At 67.2% G+C, this 13473-nt stretch carries 24 protein-coding genes and 1 pseudogene; 23 read left to right on the top strand and 2 right to left on the bottom strand.

Translation table 11 applies throughout. From position 1 onward, the window contains the following. Together P0084_RS10945 and P0084_RS10940 are read left to right on the top strand one after the other, a co-directional pair. On the top strand, positions 1-77 hold a 77-nt coding region (locus P0084_RS10945; RefSeq protein ID WP_219435318.1), incomplete at its 5' end, for an EF-Tu C-terminal domain-related protein. A gap of 588 nt (positions 78-665) precedes the next feature. Further along, complete coding sequence (locus P0084_RS10940; RefSeq protein ID WP_308916884.1) at positions 666-953, top strand: hypothetical protein; 288 nt, start codon at positions 666-668, stop codon at positions 951-953. 58 nt (positions 954-1011) lie between these two features. On the opposite strand, the gene P0084_RS10935 is transcribed toward P0084_RS10940, so the two are convergent. Continuing rightward, positions 1012-1278 carry a hypothetical protein gene (locus P0084_RS10935; RefSeq protein ID WP_308916883.1) on the bottom strand — a complete coding sequence of 89 codons (267 nt, stop codon included), beginning with the start codon at positions 1276-1278 and terminating at the stop codon, positions 1012-1014. A 153-nt stretch (positions 1279-1431) separates the two neighbouring features. Then, positions 1432-2004, bottom strand: a complete 573-nt coding sequence (locus P0084_RS10930; protein WP_308916882.1) for a peptide-methionine (R)-S-oxide reductase — start codon at positions 2002-2004, stop codon at positions 1432-1434. A gap of 293 nt (positions 2005-2297) precedes the next feature. On the opposite strand from P0084_RS10930, the gene rpsJ reads away from it, so the two are divergent. The 21 genes and pseudogenes from rpsJ to rpsN all read left to right on the top strand — a co-directional run bounded on the left by rpsJ (position 2298) and on the right by rpsN (position 13473). After that, positions 2298-2606, top strand: coding sequence for a 30S ribosomal protein S10 (rpsJ, locus tag P0084_RS10925; RefSeq protein WP_308916881.1), 309 nt, complete (start codon positions 2298-2300; stop codon positions 2604-2606). A 10-nt stretch (positions 2607-2616) separates the two neighbouring features. Beyond that, complete coding sequence (gene rplC / locus P0084_RS10920; protein ID WP_308916880.1) at positions 2617-3471, top strand: 50S ribosomal protein L3; 855 nt, start codon at positions 2617-2619, stop codon at positions 3469-3471. After that, complete coding sequence (gene rplD, locus P0084_RS10915) at positions 3468-4085, top strand: 50S ribosomal protein L4 (protein ID WP_308916879.1); 618 nt, start codon at positions 3468-3470, stop codon at positions 4083-4085. Before rplC ends, rplD begins: the two co-directional genes overlap by 4 nt. Then, the gene (locus tag P0084_RS10910; RefSeq protein ID WP_308916878.1) at positions 4082-4366 is read left to right on the top strand and encodes a 50S ribosomal protein L23; all 285 of its coding nucleotides are present in this window, start codon (positions 4082-4084) and stop codon (positions 4364-4366) included. The genes rplD and P0084_RS10910 overlap by 4 nt, the downstream gene beginning before the upstream one ends. A gap of 138 nt (positions 4367-4504) precedes the next feature. After that, a complete protein-coding gene (locus tag P0084_RS10905; RefSeq protein WP_308916877.1) occupies positions 4505-5263 on the top strand; it encodes a glycosyltransferase family 25 protein in 759 nt (252 codons plus the stop codon). A gap of 11 nt (positions 5264-5274) precedes the next feature. After that, positions 5275-5907, top strand: a complete 633-nt coding sequence (locus P0084_RS10900; protein WP_308916876.1) for a trypsin-like serine peptidase — start codon at positions 5275-5277, stop codon at positions 5905-5907. Between the two features lie 227 nt (positions 5908-6134). Continuing rightward, positions 6135-6977, top strand: a complete 843-nt coding sequence (gene rplB / locus P0084_RS10895) for a 50S ribosomal protein L2 (RefSeq protein WP_308916875.1) — start codon at positions 6135-6137, stop codon at positions 6975-6977. A gap of 3 nt (positions 6978-6980) precedes the next feature. Further along, positions 6981-7259: a 30S ribosomal protein S19 gene (gene rpsS / locus P0084_RS10890; protein WP_308916874.1), complete on the top strand. Its 279-nt coding sequence runs from the start codon at positions 6981-6983 to the stop codon at positions 7257-7259. Next, positions 7256-7636: a 50S ribosomal protein L22 gene (rplV, locus tag P0084_RS10885; RefSeq protein ID WP_308916873.1), complete on the top strand. Its 381-nt coding sequence runs from the start codon at positions 7256-7258 to the stop codon at positions 7634-7636. The genes rpsS and rplV overlap by 4 nt, the downstream gene beginning before the upstream one ends. Then, positions 7636-8358, top strand: a complete 723-nt coding sequence (gene rpsC / locus P0084_RS10880) for a 30S ribosomal protein S3 (RefSeq protein WP_308916872.1) — start codon at positions 7636-7638, stop codon at positions 8356-8358. Before rplV ends, rpsC begins: the two co-directional genes overlap by 1 nt. Before the next feature lie 16 nt (positions 8359-8374). Beyond that, positions 8375-8800 carry a 50S ribosomal protein L16 gene (rplP, locus tag P0084_RS10875; protein WP_308916871.1) on the top strand — a complete coding sequence of 142 codons (426 nt, stop codon included), beginning with the start codon at positions 8375-8377 and terminating at the stop codon, positions 8798-8800. A 158-nt stretch (positions 8801-8958) separates the two neighbouring features. Beyond that, on the top strand, positions 8959-9573 hold the full coding sequence (locus P0084_RS10870; RefSeq protein ID WP_308916870.1) for a hypothetical protein: 615 nt from the start codon (positions 8959-8961) through the stop codon (positions 9571-9573). Positions 9574-9581: 8 nt separating this feature from the next. Next, positions 9582-10202: a TIGR02466 family protein gene (locus P0084_RS10865; RefSeq protein ID WP_308916869.1), complete on the top strand. Its 621-nt coding sequence runs from the start codon at positions 9582-9584 to the stop codon at positions 10200-10202. Between the two features lie 62 nt (positions 10203-10264). Next, positions 10265-11020 (top strand): hypothetical protein, encoded by a 756-nt coding sequence (locus P0084_RS10860; RefSeq protein ID WP_308916868.1) that lies wholly within the window; start codon positions 10265-10267, stop codon positions 11018-11020. Positions 11021-11058: 38 nt separating this feature from the next. Beyond that, positions 11059-11178: pseudogene (locus P0084_RS10855) on the top strand (putative 2OG-Fe(II) oxygenase); the annotation flags it as partial. Between the two features lie 129 nt (positions 11179-11307). Then, the gene (rpmC, locus tag P0084_RS10850; protein ID WP_308916867.1) at positions 11308-11517 is read left to right on the top strand and encodes a 50S ribosomal protein L29; all 210 of its coding nucleotides are present in this window, start codon (positions 11308-11310) and stop codon (positions 11515-11517) included. Between the two features lie 3 nt (positions 11518-11520). Further along, on the top strand, positions 11521-11850 hold the full coding sequence (rpsQ, locus tag P0084_RS10845) for a 30S ribosomal protein S17 (RefSeq protein WP_308916866.1): 330 nt from the start codon (positions 11521-11523) through the stop codon (positions 11848-11850). Between the two features lie 68 nt (positions 11851-11918). Beyond that, positions 11919-12287, top strand: coding sequence for a 50S ribosomal protein L14 (gene rplN / locus P0084_RS10840; RefSeq protein WP_308916865.1), 369 nt, complete (start codon positions 11919-11921; stop codon positions 12285-12287). Next, positions 12287-12592, top strand: coding sequence for a 50S ribosomal protein L24 (gene rplX / locus P0084_RS10835; RefSeq protein WP_308916864.1), 306 nt, complete (start codon positions 12287-12289; stop codon positions 12590-12592). The genes rplN and rplX overlap by 1 nt, the downstream gene beginning before the upstream one ends. Then, positions 12592-13155: a 50S ribosomal protein L5 gene (gene rplE, locus P0084_RS10830; RefSeq protein ID WP_308916863.1), complete on the top strand. Its 564-nt coding sequence runs from the start codon at positions 12592-12594 to the stop codon at positions 13153-13155. The genes rplX and rplE overlap by 1 nt, the downstream gene beginning before the upstream one ends. A 12-nt stretch (positions 13156-13167) precedes the next feature. Continuing rightward, the gene (gene rpsN, locus P0084_RS10825; protein ID WP_308916862.1) at positions 13168-13473 is read left to right on the top strand and encodes a 30S ribosomal protein S14; all 306 of its coding nucleotides are present in this window, start codon (positions 13168-13170) and stop codon (positions 13471-13473) included.

Raw genomic sequence — 13473 nt, 5'->3', positions numbered from 1 at the left:
AGGACGGCCTGCGCTTCGCCATCCGCGAAGGCGGCCGCACCGTCGGCGCCGGGGTCGTGTCGAAGATCATTGAGTAAGCGCAGCCGCCCCACCGGGGCGGATGCGCGAACCCCGGCAGCGTATCCCGCAGGGATGCGCGAGAGGGGGGAGGCGGTCCGTCCCTGCGGGGCGACGAATGCCGGTGGCCCGGCCGCGGCAGCGGTCTCGCCGAAGGCGACGACCGCGAGAGCGGCCGGACCACACGGCAGCCATTCCAGGCGCCCCACACGACATCGCAACGAAGGCCCCCCGCACGGGGGCCTTCGCACGTTCGGGGGAGGCGGGCCGCGACGGCACACATCCCCGGCCCACGCGCGGGCCGCCCCGGCGCATCGCCCACCCCCGTGATCCCCCACGACCCGCAACCCTGTCCGACGCATCGCAGACGCGGAGCAGACGCGCGGCAGACACCCGCCCTCCGCGTCCGGCGCATCCCCTCCACGCCACCGGACCACGAACCGAACCCCCCGAACCCCTATCTTCGCAGCCCGACGCCCGACTTGCCCCGAACCCCCGCTCGCGGTCATACTGACCACCTGGCCACCCCCGGTCCCACCGACGCCGCCGACCTTTCCGCCGCACCGCAGCGAAAACGCCCGGAGAACGGCCGACCCCGCCGCGATGCCATGCCCGACACCCTCCTGAACGACCCCGCCGCCGCGGCCGCGCGTCTCGCGCACCTGAACGACCCGCATATGCGCCCCCTCGCGGCAGCGACATCGGTGATGCGCGAATGGGGCACACGAGCGTACCCGAACGACAAGGTGGCCATGCCTTGGTACGACGACCGATCAGGACAGGAGGACTTCTGCGAGGGGCCTTCGTCAAGTTCGAGCCATCTTAGGCAGGAGTACCGCCCCGACGACCCAGGATCGATCCGCTCCGCCATCCGCGCGACGTGCCTAAGCCTTTGAACGAAGAAGGGCCGCCCCGCGGGGCGACCCTTCCGAAACTCGGTCCGATCCGGATGGATCAGCTGCCGCTGTTCTCGATGATGGCTTCGACTTGCTGCATCTTCGTGCTGTCGTTCTCGTCGGAGTCGATGATCGACTTGATCGCGGCGATCTCGGACAGGCGCAGGTCGTTCAGGACCATCGGGTCGATGCCCATGCGCTCGATGTCGTTCATGATGGAGGCCTCCAGCATGCTGAAGCCTTCCTGCAGGTGGGCGTCGGCGAAGGCGGCACCACCGAAGGCGATCGAGGCGGCGGTGATGGCGGTGGCAATAGTGCGGTTCATCGTATGTCTCTCCTAAGACGTTGTCAGGTTCGGCCAACCGGAGGTTGCGTTCGCTCGACCGAAGCCGTGTTGACCTTAACCCCGGAAAGCTGCTCCGTGTAAAGCCAACTTGCGGCGCGCGTTACCGTTCCACAAAGATACGTGACACCAGCATCAGCCCCGTTGACCGATCTCCAGCGCCGTCCCGTTGATGCAGTGCAGGTTCTGGCCGTCCACGTCCAGGTGATGCCCCAGATGACATCCGCAGCGGCGGCAATGGATCTCGATCAGGGCCAGTCGATCGTCGGCCATCCGCACCTGTCCGTACTGTCGGACGGGTCCGTCGATTCCCAACATGATCGCGTTCGGGATCGAATGCTCGAAGAAGACCCACCCCTTGTCCAGCGGAACGAACCACGCGCCGTCGTACACCGGCAGGTCGCAGCCGCGGCAGCGGTACTCCCCATCCACCGCCTCGCGCCACAGATCGGTCGTCTTCGGCCACTCGGTGTCGGCTTCGCGCATGATCTTGTAGGCGTCGTCGCCCAGATCCGCCCGCCACTGCTCCTCCGACATCGTGACCTCGAACGGGAAGTCGGAGGTCGCCGGGACGTATTGCTCGAACGTCTTGCCGGTCGCGCTCGTGACGCGTTCCTGCGCTGCCGCCGCGGCGGGTGCCAACGCCAACGCCGCGCTGCCGGCCATCAGCTGCCGCCGCGACACGGCGGTGGTCCTGCGTTCGTCCATGGTCTCGTCCCCTCGCGGCTGTGTCCGTTCCCCGCCGTTATGGCCAATCGGGCGACACGTTGTCATCTCACGTCTGCGCGGTCGGCCGTGATGGACCGGGCGCGTCGGAAAACTGCCCCGATAGCCTTGCGGCACGAGCCCATGGGGTGTAGGCGCGCGCATCCCGGGTGGCCGCACGGCCCATGCCGGAGGTTCCGACGAGGGGTGCGGATGCGCCGCCCTCCTCCTCTCGAACCGAACGACGGGTCGGATGGCCGGATGGGCCGCCCCCCGTGCAATCGAGCGAAGTGCCGATGAAAAGCCAAAATATCCGCATCCGGCTGAAGGCGTTCGATTACCGCGTCCTGGATTCCAGCACGCAGGAAATCGTCGCCACAGCCAAGCGGACGGGCGCGCAGGTGCGCGGCCCCATCCCGCTGCCGAACAAGATCGAACGGTTCACCGTGCTGCGCGGTCCGCATATCGACAAGAAGTCCCGCGACCAGTGGGAGATCCGCACCCACAAGCGTCTGCTCGACATCGTCGATCCCACGCCGCAGACCGTGGACGCGCTGATGAAGCTCGACCTCGCCGCTGGCGTGGACGTCGAGATTAAAGTCTAAGGGGGGTCACATGCTTCGTTCAGGAGTGATCGCCCGCAAGGTGGGCATGACGCGTCTGTTCCAGGAGGACGGGCGCCAGGTTCCGGTCACCGTGCTGCAACTCGACGGCCTGCAGGTCGTGGGCCAGCGCACGGCAGACAAGCACGGCTACAGCGCCGTCCAGCTCGGCACCGGAACGGCCAAGGCCAAGCGCACGTCGAAGGCGATGCGCGGCGTGTTCTCGGCTGCGGGCGTCGAGCCCAAGCGCCGGATCGTCGAGTTCCGCGTCGATCCCGACAACATGATCGAGGTCGGCGAGGAGATCATCGCCGACCACTACTTCGAGGGCCAGTTCGTCGACGTGTCCGGCACGTCGATCGGCAAGGGCTTCGCGGGCGCCATGAAGCGCCACAACTTCGGCGGCCTGCGCGCGTCGCACGGCGTGTCGATCAGCCACCGCTCGCACGGCTCGACCGGCCAGTGCCAGGACCCCGGCAAGGTGTTCAAGGGCAAGAAGATGGCCGGCCACATGGGCGCCGCCCGGGTGACCACGCAGAACCTGCAGGTCGTTCGGACCGACACCGACCGCGGCCTCATTATGGTCAAGGGCGCCGTGCCCGGATCGAAGGGTGGCTGGGTCACGGTCAAGGACGCCGTGAAGAAGCCCACGCCCGAGAACGTGATCCTGCCCGCGGCGCTGGCATCCGCCAAGCGCGAGGCCCAGCGCCTGGCCGAGGAGGCCGCCGCCGCCGCCGAGGCCGAGGCCAAGGCCGCGGAGGAGGCCGCCGCCCAGGAGGCCGCGTTGGCCGAGGCCGAAGCCGAAATCGCCGAGGAGAAGTCCGACACCGACAACTCCGACGCCCCGAAGAAGGAAGGTGACGCATGAAACGCGACGTCATCACGCTCGACGGCGGGACGGCCGGCGACATCGACCTGTCGGACGCCCTGTTCGACGTCGAACCGCGCGCCGACATCCTGCATCGCGTCGTCCGCTGGCAGCGCAACAGGGCCCAGCAGGGGACCCACAAGGTCAAGACCCGGTCCGAGGTCAGCTATTCGACCAAGAAGATCGTCCGGCAGAAGGGCTCCGGCGGTGCGCGCCACGGCTCCCGCAAGGCGCCGATCTTCCGCAAGGGCGGCGTCTACAAGGGCCCCACGCCCCGCAGCCACGCCCACGACCTGCCCAAGAAGGTGCGTCGCCTGGGCCTGCTGATGGCGCTGTCCGCCAAGGCCCGCGACGGCGACTTGGTGATCCTGGACGCGGCCGCCGTGGACGGCAAGACCGCCGCCCTGGCCAAGCAGGTCGCGAACCTGGGTTGGAAGCGCACGCTGGTCATCGACGGCGCGGACGTGAACGAGGGGTTCGCCCAGGCGGCCCGCAACCTCGACCACGTGGACGTGCTGCCCAGCCAGGGCGCCAACGTCTACGACATCCTGAAGCGCGACACCCTGGTCATCACCAAGGCCGGCGTCGAAGCCCTGGAGGCACGGCTGGCATGAACACCTACGACGTGATCCGAAAGCCCATCATCACCGAGAAGGCGACCATGGCCTCGGAGGCCAACGCCGTCGTCTTCGAGGTGGCGATGGACGCCGCCAAGCCGCAGATCAAGGCCGCGGTCGAGGAACTGTTCGGCGTGAAGGTCAAGGCGGTCAACACCGCCATCGCCAAGGGCAAGGTCAAGCGGTTCCGGGGCCGTCCCGGCAAGCGGCGCGACGTCAAGAAGGCTTACGTCACGCTGGAGGAAGGCAACACCATCGACGTGACGACCGGCCTGTAAGGCCCGTCCCGACCCGACGACGCGGCCGGCCCCCCGGGGCCGGCCGTCCGCGTTCACCGCGATGCCCCCGCGGCCCTTGCACCGGCCCCCGCGACGCGGTTCTGTCCCCCGCAGCCGGACCGAGTGGAGTGACCCCCGATGCGACCCGACCCGACGCGCCCGGACCGGGCGGCGCTGCGCGACCGTCTGCTGTCCGTGTTCCGTCGCGTCCACGTCATCAACCTGCCCGAGCGCACCGACCGCCGGCACGAGGTCGCGGTCCAATTGCGCCGGGTGGGCCTGGACTTCGACCACCCCGCGGTCGAGCTGGTCGCCGCGAACCGGCCCGACGCGCCGGGGGGGTTCGGCTCGATCGGCGCGCGGGGCTGCTTCCACAGCCATCTGGGCATCCTGGCGCAGGCCCGCGCCGCATCCGGCCCCGTCCTCGTGCTGGAGGACGACGCCGACTTCGCCCCCGACGCCGAAGCGCGGTTGGACGGCATCGTCGACGGTCTGTCCCGCGGCGGGTGGGACGTCTTCTATGGCCATCCGGGTCCGGACGGCCTGGGTCGGGCGGGGCAGGGGGCGGCGGGACCGCTGACGACGTGGGCGCCCGACGATCCGATCCGGGGCACGCACGTGATGGGGTGGACACCGGTCGCCGCGGGTCGGGCCTTCGCCTATCTCGACGCGATGCGCGGGCGGACGCCGGGCCATCCGGACGGCGGGCCGATGCACGTGGACGGCGCGTTCAGCTGGTTCCGCGCGGCCCATCCGGACCTGACCACGCGGGTAACCCCCGACCCCCTGGCGGTGCAGCGGGCGTCGCGGACCGACATCCAGGCGATGCGCTGGTTCGACCGGGCGCCAATCCTGCGCGACGGCGCGCAATGGCTGCGTCGGATGCGGCGGGGCTAGGGGGGCGCGCGATGCGGACGCCGCCCATCCTCCCGACCTGCCTCGCGATCCTGCTGGCGGTCCAGGCGCACGCGCAGTCCGGGCGGCTGGGGTCGCGGGACGGCATCCAGGGCTGCGGGGCCACCGCCATCGGCTCCGACCTGATCGTGACGGCGGCGCATTGCGTCCACGACGGCCGCGGCGGTCCGTTCTATCACCCCGGCGGCGGCCTCGACCCCATCCCGCTGCGGCGCATCGTCCACGACCCCGACTATGCCAAGACGTCCGACCGCCACGCCAAGGCCGGGCGCGACCTGGCCCTCGGCCGCCTGGCCCGCCCCATGGGCGCGGGCCCGATCCGCCATACCGTCGGCCCGCCCCCTCGCGCCGGCGAGGTTCTGGTGCTCGAAACGCTGTCCCATCCCGGGCGGGGCGAGACGCGCCGCCAGACCTGTCCCGTCGTGCGCCGAACCGAAGGGGCCGCCACCTTGTCCTGCGCCGTCGTGTCGGGCGACAGCGGCTCGCCCGTGCTGCGGATCACCGACACCGGATCCGAGATCGCCGCCGTCGCCGTGGCCCGCACCACGTTCCTCGGCGCCCCCGCCACCGTGGCCGCCGACCTCCTCCCCCGCATGCGCGTCCTGCGGGGGCGGCTGGGGAACTGACGGCGTCGGGCGGGCCCCGGGGAACGACCGCCCCTCCGGTGCCGCACCACCCCCACCCCGCTTGACCCCGTCCCGCAACCCCCCTACACGCCCCCATCCGCAGCGCGCCCCGGACCCCGTCCGGGGCTTCGTCGTCTGGCGAATGCGGCACCAACCGGGGACCTACGGGGCCCTTCACCTTCGCGGGGGCCAGCCCTCCGCCACATAGCCAACGGAAGACAGTCAACATGGCACTCAAGTCGTACAAGCCGACGACGCCGGGCCAGCGCGGGCTGGTGCTGATCGACCGTTCGGAGCTGTTCAAGGGCCGCCCGGTCAAGACCCTCACGGAAGGGTTGACCAAGAAGGCGGGCCGCAACAACACCGGACGGATCACGATGCGTCGTCGCGGGGGTGGGGCCAAGCGGCTCTATCGGATCGTGGACTTCAAACGCACGCGCCGCGATTCCTCCGCCGTCGTCGAGCGGATCGAATACGATCCCAACCGCACGGCTTTCATCGCCCTCGTCCGCTACGAGGACGGCGAACGGTCCTACATCCTTGCGCCGCAGCGCCTGGCCATCGGCGACCAGGTCGTCGCGTCCGAGCGCGCGGACATCAAGCCGGGCAACGCGATGCCGTTCCAGGGCATGCCCATCGGCACCATCGTCCACAACGTCGAGCTCAAGCCCGGCAAGGGCGGCCAGATCGCGCGCGCGGCCGGAACCTATGCCCAATTCGTCGGGCGCGACGGCGGCTATGCCCAGCTGCGCCTGTCCTCGGGCGAGTTGCGCCTCGTGCGCCAAGAATGCATGGCCACGGTGGGGGCGGTCAGCAACCCCGACAACTCGAACCAGAACCTCGGCAAGGCCGGCCGCTCGCGCCACATGGGCAAGCGCCCATCCGTTCGCGGCGTCGTGATGAACCCGATCGACCACCCGCATGGCGGCGGCGAAGGCCGCACCTCCGGTGGCCGGAACCCCGTCACCCCGTGGGGCGTCCCCACGAAGGGCAAGCGGACCCGCAACAAGAACAAGGCGTCGTCGAGGCTGATCCTTCGCACGCGCCATGCCAAGCGCAAGGGGCGCTGATACATGACACGTTCAGTCTGGAAGGGTCCGTTCGTCGACGCCTACGTCCTCAAGAAGGCGGAGAAGGCTCAGGAATCGACCCGCAACGACGTCATCAAGATCTGGTCGCGTCGCTCCACCATCCTGCCGCAGTTCGTCGGCCTGACCTTCGGCGTGTACAACGGGCAGAAGCACGTGCCCGTCAACGTGACCGAGGACATGATCGGCCAGAAGTTCGGGGAATACTCGCCCACCCGCACCTATTACGGGCATGCGGCCGACAAGAAGGCGAAGCGCAAATGAGCAAGGACAAGAACCCCCGCCGCGTGGCCGACAACGAGGCCATGGCCAAGCTGCGGATGCTGAAGACCAGCCCGCAGAAGCTGAACCTGCTCGCCGCCATGATCCGCGGAAAGAAGGTCGAGCGCGCGTTGAGCGAGCTGACCTTCTCCAAGAAGCGGATCTCGGAGGACGTGCGCAAGTGCCTCCAATCGGCCATCGCCAACGCCGAGAACAACCACAACCTGGACGTCGACGATCTGATCGTCGCGGAAGCCTGGGTCGGCAAGAACCTGACCATGAAGCGTGGACGCCCCCGGGCGCGCGGTCGCTTCGGTCGGATCACCAAGCCGTTCGCCGAGCTGACGATCAAGGTCCGCCAAGTCGAGGAGCAAGCCTGATGGGCAACAAGGTCAATCCGATCGGGATGCGCCTGCAGGTCAACCGCACCTGGGACAGCCGCTGGTACGCCGATACGAAGGAATACGGGAACCTCCTGCTGGAGGATCTGAAGATTCGTGAGTTCATCGAGCGGGAATGCAAGCAGGCCGGCATCAGCCGCATCATCATCGAACGTCCGCACCGCAAGTGCCGCGTGACGATCCACACGGCGCGGCCGGGTGTCATCATCGGCAAGAAGGGCGCCGACATCGAGACGCTGCGCAGGAAGCTGGCGGCGTTGACCGACAGCGAGCTGCACCTCAACATCGTCGAGGTCCGCAAGCCCGAGCTCGATGCCGCGCTGGTCGGCGAAAGCATCGCGCAGCAGCTGGAACGCCGTGTGTCCTTCCGTCGTGCGATGAAGCGGTCGGTCCAGAACGCCATGCGCATGGGCGCCCTGGGCATCCGCGTGAACCTGGCGGGTCGCCTGGGCGGGGCCGAGATCGCGCGCACCGAATGGTACCGCGAGGGTCGCGTGCCGCTGCACACGCTGCGCGCCGACATCGACTATGCCGGGATCGAGGCCGTAACGCCCTATGGGATCATCGGGATCAAGGTCTGGATCTTCAAGGGCGAGATCATGGAGCACGATCCGCAGGCCCGGGACCGCAAGGCCCAGGAGCTGCAGGACGGGCCGGCACCCCGTGGCGCGGGCGGCGGACGCCGCGACCGCCGCAACTGATCGGGAGGGGTAGGATATGCTGCAACCGAAACGGACCAAGTTCCGCAAGCAACACAAGGGCCGCATCAGCGGCGAGGCCAAGGGCGGCGCCACGTTGAACTTCGGCACGTTCGGTCTGAAGGCCGTCGAGCCGGAGCGCGTGACCGCCCGCCAGATCGAAGCCGCCCGCCGGGCCATGACGCGCCACATGAAGCGTCAGGGCCGGGTCTGGATCCGGATCTTCCCCGACGTGCCCGTCACGTCGAAGCCCGTCGAGGTGCGCATGGGCAAGGGCAAGGGTTCGGTCGACTTCTGGGCCTGCAAGGTCAAGCCCGGCCGCGTCATGTTCGAGCTGGACGGCGTGCCGGAGCCTGTCGCGCGCGAGGCCCTGCGCCTGGCCGCCATGAAGCTGCCGGTGAAGACCCGCACCGTCATGCGCGAGGACTGGCATACGACGGCCTGATCCGTCGGCATCCGACCGAAAAAGGGGCGCCTTCGGGCGCCCCTTTTTCGTGGCGCCGCAGGGCGATGCGCCGATGGACCGGGACGCGCATCGGTCCACAGACAGAATCTCGTCACGTAAGTTCGCCTGATTCAGCATGCCTTCTCAGGAGAAAGCCAATGACCCGAACAGTGATTCTAGCCGCCGCGACCCTACTGCTGACCGCCCCCGCCCAGGCGGCCGTCGTCGAGGTAACAAGCGGCGACACGGCCTCCGACAGCTTCTTCGCAGATTACTTCGCCACGGGGCAGATCGGCGCCGCCCTCGCCCCGTATGCCGACGATCCGGCCCTGTCCAACGGCGCAGTCCTGGAGGTGACGCTGACCGTCTCCGGCGGCTTCCGGGGGTTCGGGCCGCTCAGTTCTGACACCGGCTTCGATCCAGGTCTGGCGGAACCCTACGATTGGACCGGATCGCTGGACCTGACCTTCGTGGCGCCATCCGGCCTCTCGCTGCCCGGCCTGCAGGCGTTGAACGTCGCCTCCCTCGGTTCGCAAGGCTTCGCAGGATCGGGCCCGAACTTCGGTTATTCCGAAGGCGATTACGACATAGCCCTGTCCGCCAGCCTGACCTATTTCGACGGGGACGACCTGCCGCCCGTGGTCCCGCTGCCGGCAGCCGGTCTGCTGCTCCTGGGGGCGTTCCGGCTTTCTGGGCCTGCAGCGCCGGGCATAGCATCGCCGGGTCGGTGGCTCCGTCCGCCGGCGCTTACGTACGGCCCGCAGCCGGGGTAGGGGGGCGCATGGCCGATCTATCATCCCTCTTCGTGACGCGTCTCTACCGGGCCTTGCTGTCCGACCACGATCCGAAGGTCGATGCGGGCGAACTTCGCGCATCCTGCATCTCGATCGCCGAAGACGACGAAGCCGGGCAGGAATGGTGCGACCGGAACGACTTTCCGGGCTACACCTCCTATGCCTCGCTCACGGACCTGCCGTGGCGCTTCCCCATCTTCGACGCGCTGCGCCGCAACCTGGACCGGCACGTCTCGGCCTTCGCCGCCGACGCCGCCTTCGACCTCGACGGGCGCGACCTCGCCCTGGACGACATCTGGATCAACGTCCTGCCCCCCGGCGGCATCCACACCGGCCACCTGCACCCCCACGCCGTCGTCAGCGGAACGACCTACGTCGCCTTGCCCGACGGCGCCGGGGCGATCCGGTTCGAGGATCCGCGCCTGCCGTTCATGATGGCCGCGCCCGGCCGGACGCCCGACGCGCCCGCCGACCGCCGCACGTTCCATACGGCCCGCCCCGCCGTGGGCGACGTCCTGCTATGGGAAGGCTGGCTGCGCCACGAAGTGCCGATGAACATGACCGACGACGACCGTATCAGCGTCAGCTTCAACTATCGGTGGGGATAGGGATTAACCAAACGGGTTCGTCTGCGTTGATACCTGACTCTGCGCCGTCCTATAGATACTTTTTGAGTAGTTTGTTGTGTGTTGTAATGATTGGTCACGGTACGTTCTCGTTGTCGGTAGCGATTTGGCAGCGTCCTCCCAATGCGCTCTTCGTCTTCGCGCTTTCCCTGACGGCTTGCTTCTTTGTCTCGCAGTTGATGCTCAGCGAATGCACGACCGCAGCATGTCGTGTCGTCCTCGTCCTTTTCGACCTTGGCGGGGAAGCGAACCTGCCCACCTGGTTTTCATCCAGTTGCTGGCTGCTGATGGCGATCCTCTCGCTTTTTGCGGCTAGGCGGCAGGATATGAAGAACCTACGGCTGGGTTGGGTCATCGTCGCACTTATCGCAGTTTACATATCGGTCGATGAAACCGCTATGTTGCACGAGACGTTCGGCGGCGCTATCGGCAGCCGTATTGTCGGCGGCGCCCCGCTGGGGATTTTCCATTGGCAAGTCTACGGAGTGCTTGCGGTCTGTGGATCCATGATAGTGCTAGCGCCGTTCGCGTATCGCTTGCCGGCTGCGGTTCGGAACCGGTTAATCCTCGCCGCGTGCGTGTTCATCCTGGCTGCGCTCGGCATGGAAACTATCGAGGCGAAATTCTTCATTCCCGATCCCCAGATGAACCCTGACATGATCGACCCGTCAAATTGGGTTCGGATGTTGCGCACAACCGTCGAAGAATTGGGCGAGATGATCGCAATCATTATCGCGATCTCGGCGGTCATCGTTTATCTATTGGTGCCAGCTTCGATAAACGAACGCCGCACGACCTGACAGCTTGATCGCGAAACGCTCGCGAGCCCGCACCCACCTTCGTCCGCCCCCACGCGGGCGACGTCTTCCTGACGGATTCCTGGCTGCGGCGAGAAGCGCCGACGAACATGACCGACGACGACCGCATCAGCGTCAGCTTCAACTATCAGTGGGGGTAGGGCACTAAAAGTTCCCGCGGCCCATTGCGCCACGCCGGGCCTTCGTCTAATGGCCGCGCTCTAACCTCTCCACCGGGATCGCGGGTCACCCTCACGGGGCCTGCCGGTGATGTTGACAGGAGAATGGCGATGGATGCCAAGGAACTGCGGGGCAAGACCCCGGACGAGTTGCGCACGCAGCTGACGGCCCTGAAGAAGGAGGGGTTCAACCTCCGCTTCCAGCAGGCCACCAATCAGTTGGAGAACACGGCGCGCATGCGCCAGGTCCGCCGCGAGACGGCGCGTGTGATGACTGTTCTGAACGAAAAGGCGCGCACTGCGCCCGAAGCGGAGGCGTAGACCATGCCCAAGCGTATTCTCCAGGGCGTCGTGACGTCCGATCAGAACGCCCAGACCGTAACCGTGTCGGTCGAGCGCCGCTTCAAGCACCCGCTGCTGCAGAAGACGGTGCGGAAGTCCAAGAAGTACCGCGCCCACGACGAGACGGACGCGTTCAAGGTGGGCGACACGGTCCGCATCCAGGAATGCGCGCCCAAGTCGAAGACGAAGCGCTGGGAGGTGATGACCGCCGAGATGGTCGAAGCCTACGAACGCACGCGCCAGGAAGACGCGAAGCAACAACAGGTCGACGACGCTGAGCGTCACGCAGCCCACGAGGCTGCCGCCCACTGAGGGCGTTGCCGTAATCGAAACCCTGGGGACACGGGCCGCATCGCCCCCCCAAAGGTCGGGAGAAACCAATGATCCAGATGCAGACCAACCTTGATGTCGCTGACAACAGCGGTGCACGCCGCGTTCAGTGCATCAAGGTCCTGGGCGGGTCCAAGCGGAAGTACGCCTCCGTCGGCGACATCATCGTGGTGTCGGTCAAGGAAGCGATTCCGCGGGGACGCGTGAAGAAGGGCGACGTCCGCAAGGCCGTGGTCGTGCGCACCGCCAAGGAAGTGCGCCGCGACGACGGCACCGCGATCCGCTTCGATGGCAACGCCGCCGTCATCCTCAACAACAACAACGAACCCGTCGGCACCCGCATCTTCGGGCCGGTGGTCCGTGAACTGCGCGCGAAGAACTTCATGAAGATCATCTCGCTCGCGCCGGAGGTGCTGTGATGGCTGCGAAACTGCGCAAGGGCGACACGGTCGTCGTGCTGGCGGGCAAGGACAAGGGCAAGACGGGCGAGATCGAATCCGTGGATCCCAAGGCCGGAAAGGCCGTCGTCGGCGGCGTGAACATGGCTATCCGTCACACCCGTCAGTCCCAGGCCAGCCAGGGCGGACGGATCCCCAAGGCGATGCCGATCGACCTGTCGAACCTGGCCATCCAGGACGCAAACGGCAAGGCGACCCGTGTCGGCTTCCGCTCGGAAGACGGCAAGAAGGTTCGCTTCGCCAAGACCACGGGGGACGTGATCTGATGCTCGACCAAGCCAACTACATCCCGCGTCTGAAGGCGGACTTCCAGGACCGCATCAAGCCGGCCATGAAGGAAGAGTTCGCCTACAAGAACGACCTTCAGATCCCGCGGCTCGAGAAGATCGTGCTGAACATCGGCGCCGGCGCGGAATCCGTCCGGGACAGCAAGAAGGCCAAGAGCGCACAGGACGACCTGACCGCGATTACGGGCCAGCAGGCCGTCGTCACGAAGGCCAAAAAGTCCATTGCGGGCTTCCGCGTCCGCGAGGGCATGCCCCTGGGCGCCAAGGTCACGCTGCGCGGCGATCGCATGTACGACTTCCTGGACCGCCTGGTCACCATCGCCCTGCCGCGCGTCCGCGATTTCCGTGGCGTGAGGGCGTCGGGGTTCGACGGGCGTGGGAACTACAACATGGGTCTGAAGGAGCATATCGTCTTCCCGGAGATCAACTTCGACAAGGTCGACGAGAACTGGGGCCTGGACATCGCGATCGTCACGACGGCGAAGACCGATGCCGAGGCGCGGTCCCTCTTGGGCCACTTCAACCTGCCGTTCACCAGCTAAGGGGTCAGAGAGATGGCTAAAGAATCCATGATCCAGCGTCAGAAGAAGCGCGAGCGGCTGGTCAAGCAGTACGCGGAGAAGCGTGCGGCGCTGAAGGAAATCGCGAACGATGAATCCAAGCCGATGGAGGATCGGTTCAAGGCACGCCTGAAACTGGCCGAATTGCCCCGTAACTCGTCGCCCACCCGTCTGAACAACCGCTGCCAGCTGACCGGTCGCCCGCGCGGTTACTATCGCAAGTTGAAGCTCAGCCGGATCATGCTGCGCGAACTGGCCTCGAAGGGTCAGATCCCCGGCATGGTCAAGTCGAGCTGGTAA

This window comes from Jannaschia maritima, from assembly GCF_030973515.1.
Lineage (GTDB): Bacteria > Pseudomonadota > Alphaproteobacteria > Rhodobacterales > Rhodobacteraceae > Jannaschia > Jannaschia maritima.
Note: the sequence above shows the minus strand (reverse complement) of the source record. Positions and strands in the feature narration are given on the sequence as shown.